This is a genomic window from Pseudomonas sp. D3-10 (assembly GCF_051132175.1).
GTDB lineage: Bacteria > Pseudomonadota > Gammaproteobacteria > Pseudomonadales > Pseudomonadaceae > Aquipseudomonas.
Map to the genome: position 1 here is coordinate 267509 of NZ_CP071668.1, position 26334 is coordinate 293842.

Here is a 26334-nt window from a genome sequence, read left to right on the forward strand (position 1 = left end):
AGGGTTCAGCGTTCGCTTCAAAGGACTAGACTGCGAGAGTTCCCCAGCCGATCCTTTCATGCTCAGGAGTTTCGCATGGAAACCCCGATCCATAACCTTCCCGCGCTGTTCAAACAACTCGGCCTGCCCGACGACGCCGTCAGCATCGATCAATTCATCGCCAGCCACTCGCCGCTCAAGCCCGAATTGCATCTGGCCGACGCTTTCTTCTGGAACGAGAGCCAGCGGCAATTGCTGCGTGATGAAATTCTCGAAGATGCCGATTGGGCGGTGGTGGTGGATCAGCTCGACGTGCTGCTGCGCAAGGGCCGAAGTGGTTGAGGCTTATGCTGCAATACTTGTGCTAGCGAACTATCAATCAGTGCCGATGCCAGACACAACAGATCGCGAGCAAGCGCGCTTCCCCATGGGCTGATCAGTTATGCTATTTAAGACTTAATAAATAGCTTCTTATTCCTTAAGCAATGCAGCTCTCCTCCTTATACTCGTCCGCAAACAGATACGCGGGAGAGCCCCATGCGCAACGAATCGATTCGCTACCTGATTGTGCCGGGCTGGCAAGGATCGCCAGACAATCATTGGCAAACCCACTGGCAGGCCAGCCTGCCCAATAGCACCCGGGTCGAACAGGCTGACTGGTTGACGCCACGCCGAGAAGATTGGGTCGCCGCGCTGGCAGAAGCCATCGCCGCTGACAGCACGCCGGTGATTCTCATCGCGCACAGCCTGGGTTGCATCACGGTTGCCCATTGGGCTGCTACAGCTCCGGTGCAGCTGTTACGACAGGTGCGCGCCGCGTTGCTCGTGGCACCGGCGGATGTGGAGCGGCCGGCCTGCGCCCCGGCGTTGCGCAATTTCGCGCCGATCCCGACGAACCTGCTGCCATTCCCCAGCCAAGTGGTCAGTTCCGACAACGACGCGGCAGTCAGTGCCCCGCGCGCGCTGGAGCTTGCACGCAACTGGGGGGCCGAGGCCGGGATTCTGGCGGGGGCCGGGCATATCAACGTGAAATCCGGACATCAGCGTTGGGAGCAGGGTTTCGCTTATCTCTACCGCTTGCAAACGCGCATGGAGCATCACGCCCTGCGTCGTGCCTGAATTTTTAGTGCCCTCCGTCTCCCGGCGGTTTGGGCGGGAGCCTGCCATGACCTTGCACGAAACCTTTGGCCAGCCATTGCTGACCTTTCCCGACTCGGAAAAAAGCCCGCTGAGCATCCGCGCCAAGGCGCTGGTTTTCGTCGACCCACGTTCGCGGCAGTTACGCCAGGAGCTGGAGCGATTGGCACCGCGCTCGGTCTCGGTGTTGATCCGCGGCGAAACCGGCACCGGCAAGGAGCTGTTGGCCAGGCACATCCACCGCGAAAGCAATCGGGGCGGGTTGTTTGTCTCAGTCAATTGCGGCGCCATCAGCCCTACTTACGCCGATGCCGAGTTGTTTGGCTACGCCGCTGGCAGCCATAGCGGTTCGGCCAGCAGCCGGGCGGGGTGGTTCGGCTCGGCCAATGGCGGCACGCTTTACCTGGACGAGATTGGCGACTTGCCGTTGCCGATCCAGATCAAATTGCTGGCGGCCCTGGAGAACCATGAAGTCACTCGCGTTGGTGCGCACCAGCCCAGTCCGGTGGACGTACGCCTGGTCGCGGCCACCAGTATCGATCTGGCGCAAGCGGTGTCGGCTGGAAAATTCCATGATCGGCTCTACCGCTACCTTTGCGAGGGTCAGCTTGAGCTGCCGGCCTTGCGCGAAAGAGTGGGCGACATCCTGTCCCTGTCCGAATACTTCTTGGGCATCTACAGCCAGCGACTCGGTTTGACGGTGCCGCTGATCAGTGAAGCGGCGCAGCATGCCCTTGAGGGGCACAGCTGGCCGGGTAATACCCGTGAGTTGGAAAACGTCATTCACTTTGCATTGCTGGTGAGCACGGGGGACGAGATTTTGCCGGAGCATTTGAACCTGCCGTCCCGGCCAACGGCCCTGGGACTGATCGACCTCCAGGCGGCGCAGGTTATCGCCCATGGCTCGGAAACCGAACGCCTGGCCCTCAAAGCGTGGCTCGTTCAATTGAGCCAAACGCTCTAGATCGGACCCGTTCAACTGCGGCGAAGGTGCTCGCTCCCTCGTCACAAAAATCTGCGGTTTTCCTATATGAGTAAAATGAATATGAACTTGAATAAAAGATATTGTTAAGGCATAAAAATTATCGGTATCTTGCGCATCACGCCAGCGATAGCACTTCGCTGGCACTTTACTTATGGCCGTCGTCCATGACGCCTGTGATTTTCGATAAGGACACCGCATGAAAAAGGTTCTGTTGTTCACCGCATTGGCGGCAGCCCTCACCTCGGGCCTGGTCCAGGCCGCAGAGAAGCTGGTCGTCGCAGCCACCCCGGTACCCCACGCCGAAATCCTTGAGCTGATCAAGCCAGCCCTCGCCAAAGAAGGCGTGGACCTGGAGATCAAGGTTTTTACCGACTACGTTCAACCCAACGTACAGGTTGACCAAAAGCGCCTGGACGCCAACTACTTCCAGACCCTGCCGTACCTCAAGAGCTTCAACGAAGGCAAAGGCACTGATCTGGTAACCGTAATCGGCGTGCACGTCGAACCGTTTGGCGGCTACTCGAAAAAGGTCAAGAGCCTGGCTGAGCTGAAGGACGGCGCAACCATCGCCATCCCTAACGAAGGCAGCAACAGCGGCCGGGCCCTGATCCTGCTGCAGAAGGCTGGCCTGATCAAACTCAAGGATCCGAAAAACGCCTTGGCGACGCCGAAAGACATCGCCGAGAACCCGAAGAACTTCAAGTTCAAGGAATTGGAATCGGCCATGTTGCCGCGCGTGCTGGATCAGGTTGACCTGGACATGATCAACACCAACTACGCCTTGGAAGCAGGCCTGAACCCGGCCAAGGACGCTTTGGTGATCGAAGGTTCGGATTCGCCTTACGTTAACTTCCTGGTCGCCCGTCCGGACAACAAGGACAGCGACGCCATCCAGAAACTGGCCAAGGCCCTGACCAGCCCGGAAGTGAAGGCGTTCATCGAGAAGAAGTACAGCGGCGCGGTACTGCCGGCGTTCTGATTCGCGCGGTAAACCCTGTTACGGTTTCAAACGTCGACGGCTGATACAGCGTCGGCGTTTTTTATGCTCGAAAGATTGCTTGGGTCAGGGACAGGATTACCTGTGGCGAGGGAGCTTGCTCCCGCTCGGCTGCGCAGCAGTCGCAAAACCCGCTAATGCGATCTGCATGAAGGACGGCTGGGGGCCTGCTACGCAGGCCAGCGGGAGCAAGCTCCCTCGCCACAAGATCAAAGGCGAAAATCAGGCCATTCTGGTCTTCAACGCCCGGCGCAACGCCACCAATAATTTGACTATGTCCTGCGGTTCCAGTCGCTGCGGCACTTTTACGTCAGCCATGTTTTTCTTCCTTGTGTGTTCAGCCAGGAGTCTGGCCAAAAGCGGAGCATCCTTGGAGGGGCATTGCGAAAAAAAGAGCTTTCCTACAGCGAAGGAAAGTAGTCGCCTTCTTTCGCCACGGCAAATCGTAGGGTGGGTTTTCAGATGGGTATAACCCTTGGCGCTCCCTTGCCACAGGGGGCGGCGGTTAATCCGGCCAGTGCCACGCCGGCTCATCCAGTGCCAGCTGCCCGACGATTCCCGTCTGCCCGAAATCTTTTTCCAGCACGATGCAATTGCAGTCCTCATCCTGTTCCAGCGCGGCAATCAGGCGCGAGGCGTGGGATACGACCCAGACCTGGCAACTGGCCGAAGCGCGGATGATCAAGCGCGCCAGGGCCGGCAACAGGTCGGGGTGCAGGCTGGTTTCCGGTTCGTTGAGCACCATCAGCGACGGCGGTCGCGGTGTGAGCAGCGCGGCCACGAGCAGCAGGTAGCGAAGGGTCCCGTCCGACAGTTCGGCGGCGGTCAGCGGCCGTAGCAGGCCGTGTTGCTGGAACGCGATGGCGAAACGTCCGCCTTGCAACTTGTCGATGTGCAGATGGGCACCGGGGAACGCATCGCCGATGGCCCCATGCAACGCGTCGACGTCACCGATTTCAAGAATGGTCTGGAGGGCTGCGGCCAAATCGCGCCCATCGTGATGCAACACCGGTGTGCGTGTGCCCAGTTGCGGTTGGCGCACCGGGGCGTCGGCGTCGCTGCGAAAGTGATCATAGAAACGCCAGCGGCGGATGAATTCACGCATTTGCAGCACTTCCGGCGAAGCACGCAGGCTGCCGACCTGGTCGAACAGGCTATCGAAGGTCGGGGTGTGCTGGGACAGGACATCCCACGAACGGCCTTCGCGGGCACGGACCATCGGCCCGTTGCGGTCCACCAGCAGGCTGGCCGGTCGGAACACGGGGCCGGCCCAGATGCACTCGCGCTTGATTTCCGGGTCCAGTGAAAACGCCGATTGACTGGGCGCTGGCAGGCCGAGCGCGATCGAATAGCTGAAGTCTTCACCGGCGAATCCCAGGCGCAGGCGCTTGGTGCCCTGACGCACGACCGCCTGCACTGGCACTTCGCCGTTGCGCATGCGCCGGCTGATTTCTTCGGGGCCGGCCCAGAAGGTCGAATCCAGCCCGCCTTCACGGGCCAAGGCATTTACCACTCCGCCCTGCGCCGTCTCCGCCAACAGTCGCAAGGCCCTGTACAGATTGGATTTGCCGCTGCCGTTAGGGCCGGTGATCAAGTTCAACCGACCCAACGGGATGACCAATTTATTGATGGATCGGTAGTTGGCCACCGCCAATGTCTTGAGCATGCATATTTCCTTTGCGTGGTCGCAATCAAGTCTGCCTGATTGCCGTGCATTCGGTGAACCCTGTTCTAAGCTCAGAGTCGTATCGTCACTGGTACGTCGGTACAACGCAAAGGAGTCTGCATGACTGGTCCCGGAATCAAATTGATTGTTGGCTTGGGCGTGTGTGCGTTGTTGACGGGGTGCGGTGATAAGAAACCCGAGGAAAAAGCCTTGCCACGGGTGTTCATACAGCAAGCCACGCCCAGCGAATACGCGGCCTCCGTGACGCTGACCGGCGATGTCCAGGCCCGCGTTCAGGCCGACCTCTCGTTTCGCGTGAGCGGCAAGATCATCGAGCGCAAGGTTGACGTCGGTGACCGGGTCTCGGCCCGGCAAGTGTTGGCCCGGCTCGATCCTCGCGACTTGCAGACCAACGTCGACTCCGCCGAAGCCCAGGTGGCCGCCGAACAGGCGCGGGTCAAGCAGAGCGCCGCCGCCTTTGTGCGCCAGCAAAAGCTCTTGCCCAAAGGCTATACCAGCCAGAGTGAATACGACGCGGCCCAGGCTCAACTGCGCAGTAGCCAGAGCGCGCTGACGGCGGCCCAGGCACAACTGGCCAATGCTCGCGAACAGCTGAGCTACACCGCGCTGATCGCCGAGGCGCCTGGCATCATCACGGCACGCCAGGCGGAAGTCGGCCAGGTGGTCCAGGCCACCGAGCCGATCTTCAGCCTGGCCAGGGACGGTGAACGTGACGCAGTGTTCAACATCTATGAATCTCTGCTGCGCGAACCGCCGTCGGACCCGGCTATCACCATCAGTCTGCTGGACAACCCTGCTATCAAGACCACCGGTACGGTGCGTGAGATCACCCCGGCGGTGTCCGCCGAGACCGGCACCGTGCAGGTCAAGGTCACGCTTCATGACTTGCCTGAAGGCATGCGCCTGGGATCCGTGGTCAGCGCCACGGCCAAGTCCGCCGGAAAGACGGCCGTGGAACTGCCCTGGTCGGCACTGACCAAGAACCTCAGCGAGCCCGCCGTGTGGCTGGTGGACGACGAAGGCAAGGCGCAACTGCATACGGTCACGGTCGGTCGTTACTTGACCGGCAAGGTCATCATCAGCGACGGGCTCAAGGGCGGCGAGAAGGTCATCATTGCCGGCGGGCAGTTGCTCCATCCTGGCGTGCGCGTCGAGGTCGCCGAAAACAACCACGCCAAAGCCCCGACAGGAGCCCAGCCATGAAGCGCTTGTGGATGGTCTTGGCCGGCCTGCTGCTGGCCGCCTGTTCGAAGGAAGAGGCGCCGCCGGAGCCGGTGCGACCGGTGTTGTCCATCGAAGTCCGGGCTTTGGACCAACAGGCGCTGGGACGTTTCGCGGGGAATATCCAGGCGCGTTACGAGACCAACGTGGGGTTCCGGGTGCCGGGCCGCATTGCCAGCCGCAACGTCGATGTCGGCGCCGAGGTGAAGAAGGGCGACCTGCTCGCGACCCTCGATCCCACTGATCAGCAGAACCAATTGCGCGCCGCCCAAGGCGATCTCGCGCGGATCCAGGCGCAGTACATCAATGCCCAGGCCAACGCTCGCCGGCAGCAACAATTATTCGACCGAGGGGTCGGTGCCCAGGCGCAACTGGACATCGCCCAGACGGACCTGAAAACCACCGCGGCGTCCCTGGAGCAGGCCCGGGCCTCGGTGGAGCAAGCCCGCGACCAGCTCAACTACAGCGAGCTGCATACCGACCATGACGCTGTTGTCACGGCCTGGAATGCCGAGGCGGGGCAAGTGGTGACCGCCGGCCAGCAAGTAGTGACCCTGGCCCGGCCCGACGTGAAGGAAGCGGTGATCGACCTGCCCGCCGGGCTGGCCGAGCGCCTGCCCGAGGACGTGGTGTTCGAAGTCGCCGCGCAACTGGACCCGGCGACCCGCACCACGGCCATCGTGCGCGAGATCGAGCCCCAGGCCCAGAGCGCCACCCGCACCCGTCGCGCGCGCCTGACGCTGACCGATACTCCACCGGGATTTCGCCTGGGCACGGCGATCAGCGTGACCCTGAGCTCGGCCATCGAGCCACGCATCGAACTGCCGCTCAGCGCCTTGCAAGAGGTTGATGGCAAGACGCGAATCTGGCTGATCAACCCGCAGGACCAGACGGTTTCGCCACGGGACGTGCAAGTGCTGGAACGGTCGGACGGCTCGGTGTTGGTGGCCAACGGCATCAAGCCCGGCGACCGCGTGGTCAGCGCTGGGGTGAACAGTCTCCAGCCGGGGCAAAAAGTGAAACTCGACGAGGACGCACGATGAAAGGGCCTTTCAACTTATCGGAATGGGCCCTGCGGCATCAGTCGTTCGTGTGGTACCTGATGTTCGTCGCGTTGCTGATGGGCGTGTTTTCGTACCTGAATCTGGGCCGCGAAGAGGACCCCTCGTTCACCATCAAGACCATGGTCATCCAGACGCGCTGGCCTGGCGCGACCCAGGAAGAAACCCTCAAGCAGGTCACGGACCGCATCGAGAAAAAACTCGAAGAGCTCGACTCCCTCGATTATGTGAAGAGCTACACCCGACCCGGGGAATCGACGGTATTCGTCTATCTGCGCGATACCACTGGCGCCGAAGAGATTCCCGAGATCTGGTACCAGGTCCGCAAGAAGATCAACGACATTCGCGGCGATTTCCCGGAAGGCCTCCAAGGGCCGGGATTCAATGACGAGTTCGGTGACGTCTATGGCTCGGTGTATGCCTTCACCGGCGACGGCTTGTCGATGCGTCAGTTGCGCGACTACGTGGAGCAAGTACGTGCCGAGATCCGCGAGGTGCCTGGCCTGGGCAAGGTGGAAATGGTCGGCGAGCAGGACGAAGTGCTGTACCTGAATTTCTCCACCCGCAAACTCGCGGCGCTGGGAATCGACCAGCGCCAAGTGGTGCAGAGCCTGCAATCGCAGAACGCGGTGACCCCGGCCGGTGTGATCGACGCCGGGCCAGAGCGGATTTCCGTGCGCACCTCGGGCCAGTTCCAGTCGGAAAAGGACCTGGCCAACGTCAACCTGCGACTCAACGACCGCTTTTATCGACTGGCCGACATCGCCGATATCCGCCGTGGCTACGTCGACCCCGCCACACCGATGTTCCGCTTCAACGGCACGCCGGCCATTGGCTTGGCCATCGCCATGAAGAAGGGCGGCAACATCCAGGAATTCGGCAAGGCCCTGCATGCACGCATGAACGAACTGACCGCCGACCTTCCGGTGGGCGTCGGCGTGCACACGGTGTCGGACCAGGCCGAAGTGGTGGAGGAGGCCGTCGGCGGCTTCACCAGCGCGTTGTTCGAGGCGGTCATCATCGTGCTCGTCGTCAGTTTCATCAGCCTCGGCATCCGGGCGGGGCTGGTGGTGGCCTGCTCGATCCCGCTGGTGTTGGCGATGGTTTTTGTCTTCATGGAATACAGCGGCATCACCATGCAGCGGATCTCCCTCGGCGCGCTGATCATCGCCCTGGGCCTGCTGGTGGACGATGCAATGATCACCGTGGAGATGATGGTCACCCGCTTGGAGAAAGGCGACACCAAGGACCAGGCCGCCACCTTTGCCTATACCTCGACCGCCTTCCCCATGCTCACCGGGACCCTGGTGACCGTGGCCGGTTTCGTGCCCATCGGCCTGAACGCCAGTTCGGCGGGCGAATACACCTTCACCCTGTTCGCCGTGATTGCCGTGGCGATGCTGGTGTCATGGATCGTCGCGGTGCTGTTTGCGCCGGTGATCGGCGTGCACATCCTGAGCACCAACATCAAACCCCACAGCGCCGAGCCGGGGCGCATTGGTCGGGCCTTCAACGGTGGCCTGTTGTGGGCGATGCGCAATCGCTGGTGGGCCATTGGCATCACGGTGTTGCTGTTTGCGTTGGCGGTGTTCTGCATGCGCTTCGTGCAGAACCAGTTCTTCCCGTCCTCGGACCGCCCAGAGATCCTGGTGGACCTCAACCTGCCGCAGAACGCCTCGATGGACGAGACGCGCAAGGCGGTCGATCGCCTGGAAGCGACCCTCAAGGATGACCCGGACATCGCGCGCTGGAGTACTTACATCGGCGAAGGCGCGATTCGTTTCTATCTGCCGCTGGACCAACAGCTTCAAAATCCGTACTACGCGCAACTGGTGATCGTCAGCAAGGGCCTGGAGTCGCGCGCGGCCCTGACCGAACGTCTGCAGAAACGCCTGCGGGAGGATTTCGTCGGCATTGGCAGCTACGTGCAGGCCCTGGAAATGGGCCCGCCGGTGGGCCGTCCGATCCAGTATCGCGTCAGCGGCAAGGACATCGACCAGGTGCGCAAGCACGCCATCGAGCTGGCCACCGAGCTGGACAAGAACTCCCACATCGGCGAAATCATCTACGACTGGAACGAGCCAGGCAAAGTGCTGCGCATCGACATCGCCCAAGACAAGGCGCGGCAATTGGGCCTGTCTTCGGACGATGTCGCCCGGCTGATGAACAGCATCGTCAGCGGCTCGCCGGTGACCCAGGTCAACGACGATATCTATCTGATCGACGTGGTAGGGCGCGCCGAAGATGCCGAGCGCGGCTCGCCGGAAACCCTGCAGAATCTGCAGATCGTTACCCCGAGCGGCACGTCGATTCCATTGCTGGCCTTCGCCACGGTGCGTTACGAGCTGGAGCAGCCGCTGGTGTGGCGTCGCGACCGCAAGCCCACCATCACCATCAAGGCCGCCGTGCGCGATGAAATCCAGCCCACGGACCTGGTGCGGCAACTGCAACCGGACATCGACAAATTCGCCGCCAAATTGCCAGTGGGCTACAAGATCGCCACCGGCGGTACGGTGGAAGAAAGCAGCAAGGCCCAAGGGCCAATCGCCAGCGTTGTGCCGCTGATGCTGTTCTTGATGGCGACGTTCCTCATGATCCAGCTGCACAGCGTGCAGAAGCTGTTTCTGGTGGCGAGCGTCGCGCCGTTGGGCCTGATTGGCGTGGTGCTGGCGCTGGTGCCGACGGGCACGCCCATGGGCTTCGTGGCGATCCTGGGCATCCTCGCGCTGATCGGCATCATCATCCGTAACTCGGTGATCCTGGTGACCCAGATCGATGAGTATGAGCGTGACGGCTACGAGCCGTGGGACGCCGTGGTGGAAGCCACCGAGCATCGGCGCCGGCCGATCCTGCTGACAGCTGCCGCGGCGAGCCTGGGGATGATCCCGATTGCCCGGGAAGTGTTCTGGGGGCCGATGGCCTACGCGATGATCGGCGGCATCATCGTCGCCACGCTGCTGACGCTGCTGTTCCTGCCGGCGTTGTACGTGGCCTGGTACAAGATCCGCGAGCCGAAGCGTGATTGAGGCGGCCGAGTACTGTCAGATGTGGCGAGGGGATTTATCCCCGCTGGGCTGCACCGCAGCCCCAAAGAAAACAACCTCATTCAACCTGATACACCGGGTTTGCAGCCTTTTGGGGCTGCACCGCAGCCCCAAAGAAAACAACCTCATTCAACCTGATACACCGGGTTTGCAGCCTTTTGGGGCTGCTTCGCAGCCCAGCGGGGATAAATCCCCTCGCCACAGGTCAGGTGTCTGGTCTCGGCAGCGCGCAATTTTTACTTGCGCAACAACCGCAACCCATTGAACACCACCAGCAGACTCACCCCCATGTCGGCAAACACCGCCATCCACATGGTGGCTAACCCGGCGAAGGTGACGCCGAGAAAGATCGCCTTGATGACCAGCGCCAGGATGATGTTCTGCTTCAGGATACTGGACGTCTGCCGCGACAGCCGGATGAATGCCGGAATCTTGCGCAGGTCATCGTCCATCAAGGCCACGTCGGCGGTCTCGATGGCCGTGTCGGTGCCGGCCGCCGCCATGGCGAAACCGATTTCCGAGCGGGCAAGCGCCGGGGCGTCGTTGATGCCGTCGCCGACCATGCCGACGCGGTGGCCTTGGGCGTAAAGACTTTCGATGGCGTGTAGCTTGTCCTCTGGCAGCAGGTCGCCTCGGGCCTGATCTATGCCCACCTGCCTAGCGATCGCTTCGGCGGTGTGGGCATTGTCGCCGGTCAGCATCACCGTCTTGATACCCAGGTCATGCAGTTGCCGGATGGCTTCGCGGCTGGAATCCTTGACGGTGTCCGCGACGGCAAACAGCGCCAAGGGTTTTGTGCTGTCGAGCAGCAACACCACGGATTTGCCTTGTTTTTCCAGGGCGAGGAGCTTCTCTTCAAGCTCAGGGGAGCAGAGGCCAAGGTCTTCCACCAGGCGATGATTGCCCAGGTGATACGTCTGGCCACCGATGTCGCCACGGACGCCGCGCCCAGGGAGCGCCGCAAAGTTATCCACAGTCTGCTGCGGCTGGTTTTTATCCACAGCCGCCTCGGCAATCGCCTGGGATACCGGATGGTCTGAGCGCGCCGCGAGGCTGGCGGCCAGGGCCGGGACCGCCGTCTCCAGAGCCGGGTCCAGCAGCACGTAATCGGTCTGTACCGGTTTGCCATGGGTAATCGTGCCGGTCTTGTCCAAAGCCAGATAATCGAGTTTGTGGCCACCCTCAAGGTAAACGCCGCCCTTGACCAATATGCCTTTGCGCGCCGCAGCCGCCAGGCCGCTGACGATGGTCACCGGGGTGGAAATCACCAACGCACAAGGGCAGGCCACCACCAGCAGGACCAGTGCGCGGTAGATCCAGTCGAACCAGCTCGCGTCCATGAGCAGCGGTGGGATGACCGCCATGGCCAGGGCCAGGGCAGACACCGCCGGGGTGTAGATTTTCGAGAATTGATCAACGAAACGCTGGGTCGGCGCCCGGGAACCCTGGGCTTGCTCCACGGCGTGAATGATCCGCGCCAGGGTGGACTGGTCGGCGACGGCGGTCACGGTGTATTCCAGTTCACCGGCCTGGTTGATCGTGCCGGCGAACACTTTGTCGCCCACGGTTTTTTCCACCGGCAGGCTTTCACCAGTAATGGGTGCCTGATCGATGGTCGAGCGTCCAGCGACCACGTCACCGTCCAGCCCAACCCGCTCGCCAGGACGAACCCGCACCCTTGCGTCGAGGGCGATGGTTTTTACGTCCTCTACCTGCCACGTGCCGTCGGCCTGTTGCACCGTGGCTTGCTCCGGCGCCATTTGCATCAGGCCGCTGATGGCGTTGCGCGCCCGGTCGAGGGATTTCGCCTCGATCAGCTCGGCCACGGTAAACAGGAACATCACCATCGCCGCTTCCGGCCATTGGCCGATGAGCACGGCGCCGGTCACGGCAATGCTCATCAAGGCGTTGATGTTCAAGTTGAGGTTTTTCAGGGCAATCCAGCCCTTCTTGTAGGTGCCGAGGCCGCCGCTGAGAATCGAGACCAATGCAACCAGCGCCACCACCCAGTTCGGCGCGGCATTGGTGAAATGAATCACCTCGGCAGCCAATGCCGTCACGCCGGACAGTGCCAACGGCCACCAAGGCTTGGCTGGGGCGGGTGGGGTGTGGGTGGGGTTCTCCTGGCCGTCGGCCAACGCCTCGGCTTGCATTCCGAGGGACTCGATCGCTTTGATGATCGGGGTGTCGCTGGGCAAGTCGTGGGTCACGCCCAATACCCGGTTGATCAGGTTGAATTCCAGCTGTTGCACGCCTTCGAGCTTGCCGAGTTTGTTCTGGATCAGCGTTTGCTCGGTAGGGCAATCCATGGCCTGGATGCGAAAGCTGCTCAGCCGCGCACCGTCCGTCGGTGTTTTGCCGAGGTTGACCACCGACGGTGCTGCTTTAGCAGCACAGCAGGAATGCCCGTGGCCGTGGCCGTGGTCGGGGTTATGAAGGTGAAGGGAATCGCTCATCGGGGACGTCCATGAAAAGTACCTGTTGCGCAGTAAAGACCCTGTAGCCACTATAGGGTCAAGCACCTATTTCGGAGGCTGCATCATGAAAATCGGAGAACTGGCGAAAATCACCGACTGCCAGGTGGAAACCATCCGCTACTACGAACGTGAGGGCCTGTTGCCGGAGCCGGCCCGCAGCGACGGCAATTACCGCGTCTACACCCAGGCCCATGCCGAGCGGCTGACGTTCATCCGCAACTGCCGCACCTTGGACATGACCCTGGAAGAAATCCGCAGCCTCCTGGCCCTGCGCGACAGCCCCCAGGACCAGTGCGAAAGCGTCAATGCACTGATCGACGAGCACATCCATCACGTCAAGGCCCGCATCGATGGCCTGATGGCGTTGCAGGCACAACTGATCGACCTGCGCCATCGCTGTGACGAAGGGCCGGATCTGGACCAATGTGGGATTTTGCAGCGGCTGGAAGTGAGCGGGGCGGTAGCGCCGGATGTGGAGCATTCCCATGTAGGCAGGAGCCATGGGCATTGAGCGGCAAGGAAAACCAATGTGGGAGCGAGCCTGCTGGCGATAGCGGTGGATCAGTCACATAAGTATTGAATGTGAGGACGCTATCGCGAGCAGGCTCGCTCCACAGGGAAGGGTGCTTTTTTTAGACCGCCATCGGCGCGGTCATCGGCGCATGGTGCTGGTAGCCTTCCAGGGAAAAATCGCTCGGCTCCACCTGTTCCAGCCACTCCGGCTGGTACACGCCGGTCTTGGCGAATTCCGGTACACGCTCGGAAATCACCAGCTTGGGCATCGGGAACGGCTCGCGGGTGAGCTGTTCGTTGAGCATGTCCAGGTGGTTTTCATAGACGTGGGCATCGCCGATGAAATAGGTGAACCAGCGCGGCATGTAGCCGGTCAGGCGACCGATCAGGCTCAGCAGCGCGGCGCCCTCGGTGAGGTTGAATGGCGTGCCCAGGCCCAGGTCGTTGGAGCGGATGTAGAGGGTCAGGGAGATTTCCTTCGTCTCGACATTCGGGTGGAACTGGTAGAGCAAATGGCACGGCGGCAATGCCATTTCATCGAGCTGGGCGCAGTTCCAGCCGTGGAACAGGATGCGCCGGCTGCCCGGGTCCTTGATGATGGTGTCGACGCACTGGCGAACCTGGTCGATGGCTTTGTACAGCACCACGTAGGCCTGGCCGTTTTCTTCGCCCTCGGCGATCTGGCGGTAACCCTGGACGAGCGTCTGCTCGATGGCCGCCGGGTTGCTCAGGGGGATCTGTTTGTAGGCCGGCCATTTGCGCCATTGCACGCCGTAGATCTCGCCCAGGTCGTCTTCGCCCTGGCGGAATGGGTTGGCCAGCCATTGGGCGTTTTCGTTGGCGTTCTGGTCCCAGACCTTGCAGCCCAGGGCGCGGAACTCGGCGGCGTTATTCACGCCACGGAGGAAACCGCACATCTCGCCAATGGCCGATTTGAAGGCCATCTTGCGGGTGGTGATGGCGGGAAAGCCTTCCTTCAGGTCATAGCGCAGCATGGCGCCAGGGAAGCTGATGGTGTTCACGCCGGTGCGGTTGGCTTGCTTGGTGCCGTTCTTGATGACGTGGGCCACCAGATCGAGATATTGCTTCATGGATTACCTGTGTCCTTGAACCCGAGGCCGTGCCCCGGGGTTCGAATTTTTAAACCTTGGCCACTGCAGCCGGCGCGCGACGATAGGCCAGCCAGATCAGCGCCAGACCGCCAATGATCATCGGCAGGCACAGCACCTGGCCCATGGTCAGCCAGTTCCACGCCAGATAGCCGAGCTGGGCGTCCGGGACGCGGACGAACTCGACGATGAAGCGAAAGATGCCATAGAACAGCGCGAACATGCCCGACACCGCCATGGTCGGTCGCGGCTTGCGCGAAAACAGCCAGAGAATCAGGAAGAGTGCCACGCCTTCGAGGGCGAATTGATAGAGCTGCGACGGGTGGCGCGGCAACTGCGACGGGTCACTGAACGGTGGGAAGATCATCGCCCACGGTACGTCGGTCGGCTTGCCCCACAGCTCGGCATTGATGAAGTTGCCGATGCGCCCGGCCCCCAGACCGATCGGCACCATCGGCGCGACGAAGTCCATCAGCTCGAAAAACGATTTGTTGTTGCGCTTGCCAAACCACAGCGCCGCCAGCATCACGCCGATGAACCCACCGTGGAATGACATGCCGCCCTTCCAGACTTCGAATATCAACGTCGGGTTGGCCAGATAGGCGCTCAGGTCGTAGAACAGGACGTAGCCCAGGCGTCCGCCGACGATCACCCCCATGGACAACCAGAACACCAGGTCGGAGAGCTTTTCCTTGTTCCAGGTCGGGTCGAAGCGGTTGAGCCGCCGCGACGCCAGCAGCCAGGCGCCACCGATACCGATCAGGTACATCAGGCCGTACCAGTGGATTTTCAGCGGACCGATGGCCAGGGCCACCGGATCGATCTGCGGGTAAGGCAGCATGGGCATTCCTCATGAACGTCAAAAATTCCCGGGCGACGCTGCCACCTCGGGATTAAGCCAGGATTGTGTCAGAGCAGGAAACTCAAGCCCACGCTGAACAGCAAGGCGGCGAACAGCCGCTTGAGCAAGCGCGGCGACAAACGGTGGGCCAACCTCGCGCCGACGCGAGCGAAGACCATGCTCGTCAGGGCGATGCCCAGCAGCGCCGGCAAATACACAAAACCGAGACTATGGGGTGGCAACAGTGGATCCTGCCACCCCAGAATCATGAAACTTAACGCACTGACCAGGGCGATGGGCAATCCACAGGCCGAAGAAGTCGCCACCGCTTGTTGCATCGGTACGCTGCGCCAGGTCAGGAACGGTACGGTCAGCGAACCGCCACCGATGCCAAAAATCGCCGAGGCCCAGCCGACCACCGTGCCGGCCAGGGACAAGCCAACCTTGCCCGGTACCGTGCGGCTGGCCTTTGGCTTGAAATCCCAGGCCAGTTGCGCGGCGACGAGCATGGCGAACACACCAATGATTTTTTGCAGGTGCGGACCGGAAATCGCTTCGGCGGTAATCGCGCCGAAACCGGCACCGATCAGGATCCCGACGGTCATCCAGTTAAAGATCTGCCAGCGTACGGCCCCTTTTCGATGATGCTCGCGCACGGCATTCACCGAAGTGAAGATGATCGACGCCAGGGAAGTGCCCACGGCCAGGTGCGTCAATACCTGCGGATCGAACCCCTGCAGGGTAAAACTGAACACCAACACCGGGACGATGATCATGCCGCCCCCCACGCCGAACAGCCCGGCCAGCACCCCGGCACAGGCGCCGAGCAGCAGATAGAGCACAAATTCCACCAGCGTTGCCTCGACCATCGCAAATAAGAGCGCATGGTAACGGATCGAGGGGCCTGGGCTCCACTGAAGGCGATGGATGCGTCAGTGATGTATGGGTAGAGTGGTGGGGATGCGACGAATAGCCTTTGTGGCGAGGGAGCTTGCTCCCGCTGGTGGGCGACGCCCACCCAACGAGGTTTTTAGGGCTACTTCGTAGCCCAGCGGGAGCAAGCTCCCTCGCCACAAAAGCGGTGTTGTTCAGCTTCATTCTTAACAGGACAACCTGATGTGCCTGATCGTATTTGCCTGGCGCCCTGGCCACGCCCAGCCGCTGATCGTCGCGGCCAACCGCGACGAGTTCTACGCGCGACCGACCTTGCCCCTGGCCCAGTGGCCCGACGCGCCCCATGTCCATGCCGGTCGTGACCTGGAGGCTGGCGGCACCTGGCTTGGCGTAGGTGCCGGCGCTCGCTTCGCGGCCCTGACCAACATCCGCGACCCCGGTCAGCTACCAGCATTCAAGTCTCGCGGCGAGCTGGTGGCGCGGTTCCTGATCGGGGATCTGTCGATCGCTGATTATCTAAGCGACGTGGTGCCGCGTGCCGGCGAGTACGGCGGCTTCAACCTGCTGCTTGGCGACGGCACGCAGCTGTGGCACTACAACGCACGCGATGCCCGACCTCAGCAGTTGGCTGAAGGGGTCTATGGCTTGTCGAACGCTGGGCTGAACACGCCTTGGCCCAAGTTGCTCAAGGCCCGGGCTGCGTTGAGTGAGGTATTGCATGACCCGCACCCCCAGGCCTTGCTGGCGCTGTTGAGCGATCCGCAACCGGCCCCAGTGGCCGAGTTGCCGGACACTGGTGTGGGGCTGGCGACGGAAATGCTGCTGTCGAGTGTCTTTATCGCCAGCCCGGCCTACGGGACGCGGGCGAGCACGGCGCTGATCGTCCATGCCGATGGAACGCGGCAGATGGTCGAGCGCAGTTTCGGGCCCCATGGGGGGCATTTGGGGGAGGTGGAGCTAATCGTTTGAATGCAGCAAGGAACCCGTGGCGAGGGAGCTTGCTCCCGCTGGTGGGCGAAGCCCGCCCAATAAAAGCGGGGGCTACTTCGTAGCCCAGCGGGAGCAAGCTCCCTCGCCACAGGTGCTCGTGCCTAGAGGGTCTTGCTCGAAGCCGGATTGATCATCCGCGCCAACCCAAGGTTCTTCAGCGCCAACTGCAAGGAGCTGTGGATCACCTGCGGATTGTCGATGGTCATCAGCTCCGCCAGCAGTTCCTGGGCCTTGCTGAGGTTGATCTGGCGCAGCATCCACTTCACTTTCGGCAGGTTGGTGGCGTTCATCGACAGGCTGTCGAAGCCCATCGCCATCAGCAGCACCGCCGCCGCCGGGTCGCCGGCCATTTCGCCGCAGATGCTCACCGGCTTGCCTTCTGCATGGGCATCACGGACCACTGTCTGCAGGGCCTGCAGCACCGCCGGGTGCAGGTAGTCGTACAGGTCGGCCACCCGAGGGTTGTTGCGGTCCACGGCCAGCAAATACTGGGTCAGGTCGTTGGAGCCTACCGACAGGAAGTCCACCTGCCGCGCCAGTTCCTTGGTCTGGTACACCGCCGCCGGAATTTCGATCATTACCCCGACGGGTGGCATCGGCACGTCGGTGCCTTCATCGCGCACTTCGCCCCAGGCCCGGTGAATCAGGTGCAGCGCTTCTTCCAGCTCATGGGTGCCGGAAATCATCGGCAACAGGATGCGCAGGTTGTTCAGGCCTTCGCTGGCCTTGAGCATCGCGCGCGCCTGGACCAGGAAGATTTCCGGGTGGTCGAGCGTCACGCGAATGCCGCGCCAGCCGAGGAAGGGGTTGTCTTCCTTGATCGGGAAATAGGACAGGGATTTGTCGCCGCCAATGTCCAGGCTGCGCATGGTCACCGGCTGCGGATGGAACGCCGACAGTTGCTCGCGGTAGATCGCCAGCTGTTCCTTTTCGCTGGGGAAGCGCTGGTTGATCATGAACGGCACTTCGGTGCGATACAGGCCCACGCCCTCGGCGCCACGTTTCTGCGCCCGGGCGACATCGGCCAGCAGGCCGGTATTGACCCACAGCGGCATGCGGTGGCCGTCGAGCGTCACGCACGGCAGGTCCTTCAGCGCATCGAGTCCCAGGGACAGTTGCTTTTCTTCTTCCACCACGTCGGCGAACTGCTTGCGCAGCACGTCGCTGGGGTTGGTGTAGACCTCGCCGTGGTAGCCGTCGACGATCATCTGGATGCCGTCGACTTTGGAGTACGGCAGGTCCACCACGCCCATGACCGTCGGGATGCCCATCGCCCGGGCCAGGATCGCCACGTGGGAGTTGCCCGAACCGAGCACCGAGACCAGGCCCGCCAGCTTGCCCTCCGGCACTTCGCCGAGCATCGCCGGGGTCAACTCCTCGCTCACCAGGATGGTGTTGTCGGGATAGACCAGGGTCTGCTGGCGCTCTTGCTGCAAATAAGCCAGCAACCGCCGACCGAGGTCCTTGACGTCGGAGGCGCGCTCGCGCAGGTAGGCGTCGTCCATCAACTCGAAACGATTGACGTGGTCGGTCACCACCTGGCGCAACGCGCCCTGGGCCCATTGGCCGGTCTTGATGACCGTGGTGACTTCGCTGCCCAGGGACGCATCGTCAAGCATCATCAGGTAAACGTCGAACAGCGCGCGCTCTTCGGGGCGCAACTGCGTCGCCAGCTTGGCCGAAAGGGCACGCATGTCGGCCCGCACGCCTTCGATGGCGGTCTTGAACAAACCGAGCTCGGCGTCGATGTCGGCGATGGCCTTGTCAGGCACCACATCGAGGTCGGCGGGCGGCAACATGACCACTGCGGTGCCCACCGCCGCGCCCGGGGAACCTGGCACGCCGACGAACTTGGCTTCCTGGATGCCCTTGCCCTGGCGGCCAAGGCCGCTGATCGAACCGGTGGCCTCGGCATGGGCGATAACCCCGGCCAGTTGCGCGCTCATGGTGACGAGGAAGGCTTCTTCACCCTCATCGAACTGGCGGCGCTCTTTCTGCTGGATGACCAACACGCCGACGACGCGGCGGTGGTGAATGATCGGCGCGCCGAGGAAAGACGCATAGCGCTCTTCACCCGTTTCCGCGAAGTAGCGGTAGCGCGGGTGGTCCGCGGCGTTTTCAAGGTTCAGGGGTTCTTCCCGCGTGCCGACCAGGCCGACCAGGCCTTCATTGGGCGCCATGCTGACCTTGCCGATGGAGCGCTTGTTCAAGCCCTCGGTGGCCATGAGCACAAAACGGTTGGTCTCGGGGTCAAGCAGGTAGACCGAGCAGACTTGGCTGCCCATGGCCTCTTTGACGCGCAATACAATAATGCCCAACGCCGCCTTGAGATCCTTGGCGGCGTTAACTTCCTGGACGATCTTGCGCAGCGTATTGAGCATGGCTCGGGGTCGAACTCCGTCGTCAGTCGCGCGTCAGCAGGCGCGGGGCAAGCTCTTTGAGAGCGCGTCGATACACCTCGCGCTTGAATGTCACCACCTGGCCCAACGGATACCAATAACTGACCCAGCGCCAGCCATCGAACTCCGGTTTACCGGTCAAATCCATCCGCACCCGCTGCTCATTGGAGATCAGGCGCAGGAGAAACCATTTCTGCTTCTGGCCGATGCACAGTGGTTGGCTGTGCGTCCTGACCAGGCGTTGCGGCAAACGATAGCGCAACCAGCCTCGGGTGCAGGCGAGTATTTCGACATCTTCACGCTCCAGCCCGACTTCTTCATTCAACTCACGGTACAAAGCTTCTTCCGGCGTCTCCTGGGGGTTGATCCCACCCTGGGGAAACTGCCAGGCGTCTTGATTGATACGGCGTGCCCATAGCACCTGCCCAGCATCATTCGTAAGAATGATCCCCACATTGGGACGGAAACCATCGGGATCGATCACGGCAACAACCTCGCAAACGCATGTCGCCGCATTGTTCCACAAAGGTTGTGAAAGCAGCAACGAGACTGCCGAGCTTATGTGCACTCTTGTGAAAAGTACGTATTCTGGGCGCCTTTCTTCAGATATTTCAGCGAGTAACTGCAATGCGGCTGGCTTTATTCGACTTGGACAACACGCTGCTGGGCGGTGACAGCGATCACGCCTGGGGCGATTACCTGTGCGAACGCGGCTTCCTCGATGCCGTGAGCTACAAGGCACGCAACGATGAGTTCTACCAGGACTACCTGGCGGGTAAGCTCGACAACGCCGCGTACCTGAATTTTTGCCTGGAAATCCTGGGTCGTACCGAGATGGAAGTGCTGGCACAGTGGCACCTCGATTACATGCGCGACTGCATCGAACCTATCGTATTGCCCCAAGCGATCGCGCTGTTGAAGAAACACCGTGACGCCGGCGACAAACTGGTGATCATCACCGCCACCAATCGCTTCGTCACCGCGCCGATCGCCGAGCGACTCGGAGTAGAAACCCTGATCGCCACCGAATGCGAGATGATCGATGGCCGTTACAGTGGCCGCAGCACCGATATTCCCTGCTTTCGCGAGGGCAAGGTGACCCGGTTGAACCGTTGGCTGGAAGAGACTGGGTATTGCCTCGACGATAGCTACTTTTATAGCGATTCGATGAACGACCTGCCGCTGCTGGAAGCGGTGACGCATCCGGTGGCGGTCGACCCGGACCCGAACCTTCGGGCCGAGGCCCAGAAGCGTGGTTGGCCGGTCATCAGTTTGCGCGACTGAATCTCACTGCGGCCCGCCGGGCAAACACCGGCGGGCCGCTTACGCGGGCTTGGCTACCATCAGGTAGAAAATCGCCATGAATGCCAGGAACGCCGGCCAGCCCAGCGCAAACCACCAGCGCATGTAGGTGGCGGCCTTGATTGGCATGGGTGTGCCGTCCCGCAAGGCTTGCTCGGCCATCTTGTGTACGCGGATCTGCAACCAGACCACTGGCAGCCAGCAGGCGCCCGCCAGGCAATAAAGGCCAATGCTCCACACCAACCAGCTCTGTTGCAATTGCCAGCCGGCGATGTGCATCAGGGCCAGTCCGCTCAGTGGCTGAAATACGGCGGTGGTGGCGGTGAATGCCCAATCGGCGAAAACCAGATGCTTGAAGGTGACAGCGATGACTTCAACCTTGCCGCTGCGCCAGGCGCGGAGCGCGTAGTAGGCAGACCCGGCGCCCAGGCCGAACAGGATGGTGGAAGACAGGATGTGCAGGGTTTTCAACAGCAAGTAGATGCTCATCGGCGGGGCTCAGTCCAAAGCAACCATAACGTCGCGACCACCAATACCAGATTCTTGGCGACAGCCGCAAAAGGGTCGAACCAATAGTGCGGCAGGATAAAGCTGATGCACAGCGTATAGCCGAGCATCAGACCCAACTGCAGCCGCAATGCCTGTTGGCGCCAGCGTTTGAACAGCATGCCCACGCCCAGCGCGCCATCAAGCAGCGCGCCGCTGACGACCGCAAGCTTGGCCCAGGCGCCGTACACGCCGGCTTCGGCCATGATGCGCAGGCCCCAGTCGAAGCCTGGGCCGAGGCATACCACGGCGGTTCCCAACCAGATGAGTGCGAGCACCGCCAGCATCAACGGGCGGATCGCCCGAAGGCTGCTCTGGGCGACGGCGGGCCACCCCTGCAAGCGGGTCTGTACGGGGGCGGCGTGATATCCGCAGATTGATGCGAGCACCTCGGGGTCGGCCAGGTTGTCCCGTTGTGCCAGGGCCACGCTTTGCCGGTTCAACGCTCGCCAGCCGAACCGGTCCCCCATCCGGCTGCCCACTTCGGTCAACAGCGCAGGCGCCTTGATGTAGCGTGCCGGCTCCCAGCCCTGCGCGGCTCGCAAATGATCGATGAGCCGGGCCAGCGTCATCGGCTGGGGTCCCACCAGCGGCACCACCACCGACTCGGTTGGCCATTGCCGCAGCAGGGCGAGCACCGCGCCCGTCAGGTCATCGATATGCACGGGTTGGATGCGCGCCGTCAGATCCAGCAAGGGAATCAGTGGCCACGGTGAAAGGCCCTCCATCCAGCCACTGCTCGCGCCGCCTGGCCCCACCACCAACGAAGGCCGCAGCACAACCGATGGGATGTGGAGGCTGGACAGATATTCGTCAGCCCGTCCCTTGCTTGCCAGGAACGGCACGTCGGATTGAGCGCTCGCGCCCAGTGCGGAAATCTGCAAGATGCGAACGCCACGGCGTGCGGCCTGCTCGAACAACGCGCACGCGCCACGATCCTGGACCAGACTCAGCGCCTGGGCATCCACGCTGAGCAAGCCGGCCGCGTTGATCAGCAAATCAACGTCCGTAGGGAGGACGAAATGTGCCGGGTCGGCCGACAATACGCCGAGATCCAGCTGCCGCCATTCAACCCCAGGCGAACTCGGCGGCCCGGGTTCACGACGGGTCGCGATGATCGAGTGGCCGGCGCCGTGCAGCGCCCTCAGCAGGTGGCGTCCAATAAAGCCGCTGCCTCCCACCAGTAGGATTTTCATGACGTTCCTTGTCGGTTAGATCGGTTTGGCACCCATCAATGCGGCGATGGACAGGAAGCCGACGCCACCGATGATCGCCAATGCCAGGGTAAACCTGCCGCCGCCACCGTTGCCCATGCGCAGGCGGCTGAGCCGTGCCAGCAGCCAGAAAACGCAAAGCGCCGCCACGGTGTAGATCACGCTGGAACCCAGCAGCCAGGTTTGCCCCAGCGGCCAGCCCACCAGATGAACCAGCCACCAGCCGGTAAACGGCATGCTCAGCATGCAGACCAGCATCGTGCCCCACGCCAGCAGCCAAGGGCGCCGCAGCGTGCAGCTTGGTGCCTCGCTGCGTTTGCGCCAGGCCACAACGGCTAGGCTTGCAGCGCAAGCCACAAGCAAGACCGTGGCCGCGACGTGCAGGATTTTCAAGGTCAGCAGAGTTTCCATGGGGTTTCCTTAGGCTGGTGTCCTTCAGCGTAGCCCTTCAGCCGAGAAACAGCTGATAGGCCGGGTTATCGCTTTCATCCCAGTACGGATAGCCGATTTCCTCCAGGGCGGCCGGCACCAGGTGGCGCTCATCGTGAGGCACTTGCAGCCCGGCGACCACGCGGCCATCCGCCGCACCATGGTTGCGGTAGTGGAACATCGAGATGTTCCAGCGCCCGCCCAGTTTATTGAGGAAGTTGAACAGCGCCCCCGGGCGTTCCGGGAATTCGAAACGCAGGACCACTTCGTCGATGACGTGAGCGGCATGGCCGCCGACCATGTGGCGAATGTGCAACTTGGCCAGTTCATTGTCGGTCAGGTCCAGCACCGGGAAGCCTTGCTCGGTCAGGCTGGCAATCAGCTTGCTGCGCGGGTCGTTTTCCGGATGCGTCTGCACGCCTACGAAGATGTGCGCTTCGCTGCCGGTGTTGTAGCGGTAGTTGAATTCGGTGATCTGGCGTTTGCCGATGGCCTCGCAGAACGCCTTGAAGCTGCCCGGCTTCTCGGGGATGGTCACGGCGATGATCGCCTCGCGGCCCTCGCCCAGTTCGGCGCGCTCGGCCACGTGGCGCAGTCGGTCGAAGTTGACGTTGGCGCCGGAATCGATGGCCACCAGCGTCTGGCCGCTGATGCTGCGTGTCTCGACATACTTCTTGATGCCGGCAACACCCAAGGCGCCGGCAGGTTCGGTGATCGAGCGGGTATCGTCGTAGATATCCTTGATCGCTGCGCAGATCTCGTCGGTACTGACGGTGATGACTTCATCCACGTAGTGCTTGCAGATATCGAAGGTGTGCTGGCCGATCTGTGCCACCGCCACGCCATCGGCGAACAGGCCCACGGTTGGCAGGACCACGCGTTCGCCAGCAGCCATGGCCGCTTGCAGGCAGTTCGAATCGTCCGGTTCGACGCCGATGATCTTGATCTCGGGGCGCAGGTATTTCACGTAGGCCGCGATGCCTGCGATCAGCCCGCCACCGCCCACCGGGACGAATATCGCGTCCAGGCGCCCCGGGTGCTGGCGCAGGATTTCCATCGCCACGGTGCCCTGCCCGGCAATGGTGTGAGGATCGTCATAGGGATGAATGTAGACGTAGCCTTTTTCGTCGACCAGTTTCAACGAATAGGCCAGGGCCTCGGGGAACGAATCGCCATGCAACACCACTTTGCCGCCCCGGGAGCGCACGCCCTCGACTTTGATTTCCGGCGTGGTCTTGGGCATGACGATGGTGGCCTTGACCCCCAACACCTTGGCGGCCAGCGCCAGGCCCTGGGCATGGTTGCCCGCCGAGGCCGTGACCACGCCACGGGCGCGCTCTTCGTCGGTGAGCTGGGTCAGCTTGTTGTAGGCCCCGCGAATCTTGAACGAGAACACCGGCTGCAAGTCTTCACGCTTGAGCCAGACCTCGTTGCCCAGCCGTTCGGAGAGCTGGCGGGCGGTCTGCAGCGGGGTTTCTACGGCAACGTCGTAAACGCGCGAGGTGAGGATCTTTTTGACGTACTGTTCAAGCATCGGAAAGCATCACTGAGCGGGTTGGGCAGGGCCAAGGAGTCTAACCCGGCTTTTGGCCGGGCGACCACACGAATTAAGGCACTTTGAGCGCAGGAACCCCGTGGCGAGGGAGCTTGCTCCCGTTGGGTCGCGCAGCGGCCCCAGAAAAAGCGATGAGCGCTTCGCACTCAAGCGCGAGCTTGCTCCCTCGCCACGGTTTCTACGCCTATAATGCCGGCCTTTCGTTCTCTCTCGGCACCTTCGGAGCCCGCATGACCCAGGATCAACTCAAACAGGCCGTGGCCCAGGCCGCTGTCGACCTCATCCTCCCGAAACTGGATGACAAGAGCATCGTCGGGGTCGGCACCGGCTCTACCGCCAATTGCTTCATCGACGCCTTGGCGCAGCACAAAGGCGCGTTCGACGGCGCGGTCGCCAGCTCCGAAGCCACCGCCGCGCGCCTCAAGGGCCACGGGATCCCCGTGTACGAGCTCAACACCGTGAGCGACCTGGAGTTCTACATCGACGGCGCCGACGAAAGCGACGCGCACTTGAACCTGATCAAGGGCGGCGGTGCGGCCCTGACTCGCGAGAAGATCGTTGCGGCCGTCGCCAAGACGTTCATCTGCATCGCCGATGCCAGCAAACTGGTCCCGGTGCTCGGCGCGTTCCCGCTGCCGGTGGAAGTCATCCCGATGGCCCGCAGCCACGTTGCCCGGCAATTGGTGAAGCTGGGCGGCGATCCGGTGTATCGCGAAGGCGTGCTGACCGATAACGGCAACATCATCCTTGACGTGCATAACCTGCAGATCACCAATCCGGTAGAACTGGAAAGCCAGATCAACGCCATCGTTGGCGTAGTCACCAACGGCTTGTTCGCCGCTCGCCCGGCGGATGTGCTGTTGTTGGGGACTGCTGATGGCGTGAAGACCCTGCGGGCGGAATAATCCGGGCTGATTCAACACCAAACCCTGTGGGTGCGAGCTGGGTCAGGAGTGGTTCAAGGCTGCGGCTTCTTGAACACATAGAACAGATTCGGCTCGCTCACCACATACAGATTGCCATCGTCATCCATGGCCAAGCCTTCCGGTTGGGGAATGGTTTTCTCCAGTCCGTGGCGGCCCTTGCTCAACGACAGCGTGCTTAACGGCCGACCGTCGATATCCAACTCGATAATCAACCGCGACTCATCGGACAGCGCCAGCAGATGGCCGCTGCGTTCGTCGTATTGCAGGCTGGAGAGATCGCGCACGAACAGTCCTGCATCGCGCTTGGGGTTGTTGATTACGTGGACAGCGTAGGATTTTTCCGGATTGTGGTGGGGAAATCCGTGTACTTCATAAATCAGCATCGGGTCGCGTTCCTTGGCGACGAACAGCCGCTTGCCGATGGAGTCATAGGCCAGCCCTTCGAAACCCTTGTTGCCGCTCATGTGCACGCCGAGTGTCATTTGCTCGGCATCGGCCGCGTCCAGGAAGCGGGTGTCTTCTTCCAGGTGGATCTTGATCAGGCGCTGCTGACGTTCGTCGGTAATGACGTAGATGTTCTCGCTGATGAATTCCACCGCTTCCGGGTCGCCAAAGCCGACCAGGGCGATGCGTCGCAGAATCTTGCCGTCCAGTGACAGCTCGATCAGCTCGGCATTCTTGTTGGTGACGGTGAAGAGGCTTTTGCGGATCGGATCGAACGTCAGCGCGGAAACGTCGTCGTCCAGGCCTTCGATGACTTGAGCTTGTACCGTGACCTGGTATTGGTCCAGGGCAATGGCCTGCTCGCCAAGGGTGTGCCAGAGCGTATTGAAATTGAACCAGGCGCGCTCGAACAGACGCAGGTATTGCCCGGCTGCGATTAATCCAATCAGGGTAATCGACAGCAACAGTAGGATCAGGGGTCTTGGACGGGCAAGTCGGCGCATCGGGAGTGGGCTCGGATAAGAACAGGTGGTTGGAAATACCACGACTGTCTGAACTGAAGCTTAATGGCCGTCTGCCACGCC

The 26334-nt window shown here is 61.9% G+C and carries 23 protein-coding genes; 11 read left to right on the forward strand and 12 right to left on the reverse strand.

Features of this window, described 5'->3' with window-relative positions:
- Positions 1-75 precede the first annotated feature (75 nt).
- The 4 genes from J3P90_RS01145 (at position 76) to J3P90_RS01160 (ending at position 3080) form a co-directional block, all read left to right on the forward strand.
- Positions 76-321: a DUF2789 domain-containing protein gene (locus J3P90_RS01145; protein ID WP_420766483.1), complete on the forward strand. Its 246-nt coding sequence runs from the start codon at positions 76-78 to the stop codon at positions 319-321.
- 195 nt (positions 322-516) lie between these two features.
- Complete coding sequence (locus J3P90_RS01150; protein WP_420766482.1) at positions 517-1098, forward strand: alpha/beta hydrolase; 582 nt, start codon at positions 517-519, stop codon at positions 1096-1098.
- Between the two features lie 46 nt (positions 1099-1144).
- Positions 1145-2080: a sigma 54-interacting transcriptional regulator gene (locus tag J3P90_RS01155; RefSeq protein WP_434675713.1), complete on the forward strand. Its 936-nt coding sequence runs from the start codon at positions 1145-1147 to the stop codon at positions 2078-2080.
- Between the two features lie 217 nt (positions 2081-2297).
- Positions 2298-3080: a MetQ/NlpA family ABC transporter substrate-binding protein gene (locus J3P90_RS01160; RefSeq protein ID WP_420766480.1), complete on the forward strand. Its 783-nt coding sequence runs from the start codon at positions 2298-2300 to the stop codon at positions 3078-3080.
- A gap of 523 nt (positions 3081-3603) precedes the next feature.
- Here the strand turns inward: J3P90_RS01160 and J3P90_RS01165 are convergent.
- A complete protein-coding gene (locus tag J3P90_RS01165) occupies positions 3604-4764 on the reverse strand; it encodes an AAA family ATPase (protein ID WP_434675714.1) in 1161 nt (386 codons plus the stop codon).
- 120 nt (positions 4765-4884) lie between these two features.
- Between J3P90_RS01165 and J3P90_RS01170 the strand changes: the two genes are divergently transcribed.
- The 3 genes from J3P90_RS01170 to J3P90_RS01180 are packed head-to-tail and all read left to right on the forward strand — an operon-like array spanning position 4885 to position 10093.
- Complete coding sequence (locus J3P90_RS01170; protein ID WP_434675715.1) at positions 4885-5988, forward strand: efflux RND transporter periplasmic adaptor subunit; 1104 nt, start codon at positions 4885-4887, stop codon at positions 5986-5988.
- Positions 5985-7049: an efflux RND transporter periplasmic adaptor subunit gene (locus tag J3P90_RS01175; protein ID WP_434675716.1), complete on the forward strand. Its 1065-nt coding sequence runs from the start codon at positions 5985-5987 to the stop codon at positions 7047-7049. The genes J3P90_RS01170 and J3P90_RS01175 overlap by 4 nt, the downstream gene beginning before the upstream one ends.
- Complete coding sequence (locus J3P90_RS01180; protein ID WP_434561262.1) at positions 7046-10093, forward strand: efflux RND transporter permease subunit; 3048 nt, start codon at positions 7046-7048, stop codon at positions 10091-10093. The genes J3P90_RS01175 and J3P90_RS01180 overlap by 4 nt, the downstream gene beginning before the upstream one ends.
- 254 nt (positions 10094-10347) lie before the next feature.
- Here the strand turns inward: J3P90_RS01180 and J3P90_RS01185 are convergent, their stop codons facing one another.
- Entirely contained in the window at positions 10348-12567 is a 2220-nt protein-coding gene (locus tag J3P90_RS01185) for a heavy metal translocating P-type ATPase (RefSeq protein WP_434675717.1), read from the reverse strand.
- An 85-nt stretch (positions 12568-12652) separates the two neighbouring features.
- Between J3P90_RS01185 and cadR the strand changes: the two genes are divergently transcribed.
- Positions 12653-13099 (forward strand): Cd(II)/Pb(II)-responsive transcriptional regulator, encoded by a 447-nt coding sequence (gene cadR / locus J3P90_RS01190; protein ID WP_434675718.1) that lies wholly within the window; start codon positions 12653-12655, stop codon positions 13097-13099.
- Between the two features lie 121 nt (positions 13100-13220).
- Here cadR and J3P90_RS01195 read toward each other — a convergent pair whose 3' ends face one another.
- The 3 genes from J3P90_RS01195 to J3P90_RS01205 all read right to left on the reverse strand — a co-directional run bounded on the left by J3P90_RS01195 (position 13221) and on the right by J3P90_RS01205 (position 15902).
- Positions 13221-14192 (reverse strand): thymidylate synthase, encoded by a 972-nt coding sequence (locus J3P90_RS01195; protein WP_434675719.1) that lies wholly within the window; start codon positions 14190-14192, stop codon positions 13221-13223.
- A 49-nt stretch (positions 14193-14241) separates the two neighbouring features.
- Positions 14242-15051, reverse strand: a complete 810-nt coding sequence (gene lgt, locus J3P90_RS01200; RefSeq protein ID WP_420766468.1) for a prolipoprotein diacylglyceryl transferase — start codon at positions 15049-15051, stop codon at positions 14242-14244.
- A 68-nt stretch (positions 15052-15119) separates the two neighbouring features.
- The gene (locus J3P90_RS01205) at positions 15120-15902 is read right to left on the reverse strand and encodes a sulfite exporter TauE/SafE family protein (protein WP_434675720.1); all 783 of its coding nucleotides are present in this window, start codon (positions 15900-15902) and stop codon (positions 15120-15122) included.
- A gap of 265 nt (positions 15903-16167) precedes the next feature.
- Here J3P90_RS01205 and J3P90_RS01210 point away from each other — a divergent pair, with 265 nt between their 5' ends.
- Positions 16168-16914 carry an NRDE family protein gene (locus tag J3P90_RS01210; RefSeq protein WP_420766467.1) on the forward strand — a complete coding sequence of 249 codons (747 nt, stop codon included), beginning with the start codon at positions 16168-16170 and terminating at the stop codon, positions 16912-16914.
- Positions 16915-17036: 122 nt separating this feature from the next.
- On the opposite strand, the gene ptsP is transcribed toward J3P90_RS01210, so the two are convergent.
- Both ptsP and J3P90_RS01220 read right to left on the reverse strand, forming a co-directional pair.
- Complete coding sequence (gene ptsP / locus J3P90_RS01215; RefSeq protein WP_420766466.1) at positions 17037-19316, reverse strand: phosphoenolpyruvate--protein phosphotransferase; 2280 nt, start codon at positions 19314-19316, stop codon at positions 17037-17039.
- 22 nt (positions 19317-19338) lie between these two features.
- Complete coding sequence (locus J3P90_RS01220) at positions 19339-19818, reverse strand: RNA pyrophosphohydrolase (protein WP_003186867.1); 480 nt, start codon at positions 19816-19818, stop codon at positions 19339-19341.
- A gap of 143 nt (positions 19819-19961) precedes the next feature.
- Here J3P90_RS01220 and J3P90_RS01225 point away from each other — a divergent pair, with 143 nt between their 5' ends.
- Positions 19962-20618, forward strand: coding sequence for an HAD family hydrolase (locus J3P90_RS01225; protein WP_420766465.1), 657 nt, complete (start codon positions 19962-19964; stop codon positions 20616-20618).
- Positions 20619-20657: 39 nt separating this feature from the next.
- Here the strand turns inward: J3P90_RS01225 and J3P90_RS01230 are convergent, their stop codons facing one another.
- The 4 genes from J3P90_RS01230 to ilvA are packed head-to-tail and all read right to left on the reverse strand — an operon-like array spanning position 20658 to position 24359.
- Complete coding sequence (locus tag J3P90_RS01230; RefSeq protein ID WP_420766464.1) at positions 20658-21125, reverse strand: DUF2269 family protein; 468 nt, start codon at positions 21123-21125, stop codon at positions 20658-20660.
- A complete protein-coding gene (locus J3P90_RS01235; protein WP_434675721.1) occupies positions 21122-22378 on the reverse strand; it encodes an SDR family oxidoreductase in 1257 nt (418 codons plus the stop codon). Before J3P90_RS01235 ends, J3P90_RS01230 begins: the two co-directional genes overlap by 4 nt.
- Positions 22379-22393: 15 nt before the next feature.
- Positions 22394-22807, reverse strand: a complete 414-nt coding sequence (locus J3P90_RS01240) for a DUF2269 family protein (protein WP_434675722.1) — start codon at positions 22805-22807, stop codon at positions 22394-22396.
- 37 nt (positions 22808-22844) lie between these two features.
- On the reverse strand, positions 22845-24359 hold the full coding sequence (ilvA, locus tag J3P90_RS01245; protein ID WP_420766461.1) for a threonine ammonia-lyase, biosynthetic: 1515 nt from the start codon (positions 24357-24359) through the stop codon (positions 22845-22847).
- A gap of 251 nt (positions 24360-24610) precedes the next feature.
- On the opposite strand from ilvA, the gene rpiA reads away from it, so the two are divergent.
- Positions 24611-25285, forward strand: a complete 675-nt coding sequence (rpiA, locus tag J3P90_RS01250) for a ribose-5-phosphate isomerase RpiA (RefSeq protein ID WP_181290264.1) — start codon at positions 24611-24613, stop codon at positions 25283-25285.
- Between the two features lie 53 nt (positions 25286-25338).
- Here the strand turns inward: rpiA and J3P90_RS01255 are convergent, their stop codons facing one another.
- The gene (locus tag J3P90_RS01255; protein ID WP_434608395.1) at positions 25339-26253 is read right to left on the reverse strand and encodes an SdiA-regulated domain-containing protein; all 915 of its coding nucleotides are present in this window, start codon (positions 26251-26253) and stop codon (positions 25339-25341) included.
- Positions 26254-26334 lie beyond the last annotated feature (81 nt).

Excerpts from the sequence above, each read along its gene's own strand:
- J3P90_RS01145 (WP_420766483.1), top strand. The coding sequence starts at position 76 with ATGGAAACCCCGATCCATAACCTTCCCGCGCTGTTCAAACAACTCGGC.
- J3P90_RS01150 (WP_420766482.1), top strand. The coding sequence starts at position 517 with ATGCGCAACGAATCGATTCGCTACCTGATTGTGCCGGGCTGGCAAGGA.
- J3P90_RS01155 (WP_434675713.1), top strand. The coding sequence starts at position 1,145 with ATGACCTTGCACGAAACCTTTGGCCAGCCATTGCTGACCTTTCCCGAC.
- J3P90_RS01160 (WP_420766480.1), top strand. The coding sequence starts at position 2,298 with ATGAAAAAGGTTCTGTTGTTCACCGCATTGGCGGCAGCCCTCACCTCG.
- J3P90_RS01165 (WP_434675714.1), bottom strand. The coding sequence starts at position 4,764 with ATGCTCAAGACATTGGCGGTGGCCAACTACCGATCCATCAATAAATTG.
- J3P90_RS01170 (WP_434675715.1), top strand. The coding sequence starts at position 4,885 with ATGACTGGTCCCGGAATCAAATTGATTGTTGGCTTGGGCGTGTGTGCG.
- J3P90_RS01175 (WP_434675716.1), top strand. The coding sequence starts at position 5,985 with ATGAAGCGCTTGTGGATGGTCTTGGCCGGCCTGCTGCTGGCCGCCTGT.
- J3P90_RS01180 (WP_434561262.1), top strand. The coding sequence starts at position 7,046 with ATGAAAGGGCCTTTCAACTTATCGGAATGGGCCCTGCGGCATCAGTCG.
- J3P90_RS01185 (WP_434675717.1), bottom strand. The coding sequence starts at position 12,567 with ATGAGCGATTCCCTTCACCTTCATAACCCCGACCACGGCCACGGCCAC.
- cadR (WP_434675718.1), top strand. The coding sequence starts at position 12,653 with ATGAAAATCGGAGAACTGGCGAAAATCACCGACTGCCAGGTGGAAACC.
- J3P90_RS01195 (WP_434675719.1), bottom strand. The coding sequence starts at position 14,192 with ATGAAGCAATATCTCGATCTGGTGGCCCACGTCATCAAGAACGGCACC.
- lgt (WP_420766468.1), bottom strand. The coding sequence starts at position 15,051 with ATGCTGCCTTACCCGCAGATCGATCCGGTGGCCCTGGCCATCGGTCCG.
- J3P90_RS01210 (WP_420766467.1), top strand. The coding sequence starts at position 16,168 with ATGTGCCTGATCGTATTTGCCTGGCGCCCTGGCCACGCCCAGCCGCTG.
- ptsP (WP_420766466.1), bottom strand. The coding sequence starts at position 19,316 with ATGCTCAATACGCTGCGCAAGATCGTCCAGGAAGTTAACGCCGCCAAG.
- J3P90_RS01225 (WP_420766465.1), top strand. The coding sequence starts at position 19,962 with ATGCGGCTGGCTTTATTCGACTTGGACAACACGCTGCTGGGCGGTGAC.
- J3P90_RS01230 (WP_420766464.1), bottom strand. The coding sequence starts at position 21,125 with ATGAGCATCTACTTGCTGTTGAAAACCCTGCACATCCTGTCTTCCACC.
- J3P90_RS01235 (WP_434675721.1), bottom strand. The coding sequence starts at position 22,378 with ATGAAAATCCTACTGGTGGGAGGCAGCGGCTTTATTGGACGCCACCTG.
- J3P90_RS01240 (WP_434675722.1), bottom strand. The coding sequence starts at position 22,807 with ATGGAAACTCTGCTGACCTTGAAAATCCTGCACGTCGCGGCCACGGTC.
- ilvA (WP_420766461.1), bottom strand. The coding sequence starts at position 24,359 with ATGCTTGAACAGTACGTCAAAAAGATCCTCACCTCGCGCGTTTACGAC.
- rpiA (WP_181290264.1), top strand. The coding sequence starts at position 24,611 with ATGACCCAGGATCAACTCAAACAGGCCGTGGCCCAGGCCGCTGTCGAC.
- J3P90_RS01255 (WP_434608395.1), bottom strand. The coding sequence starts at position 26,253 with ATGCGCCGACTTGCCCGTCCAAGACCCCTGATCCTACTGTTGCTGTCG.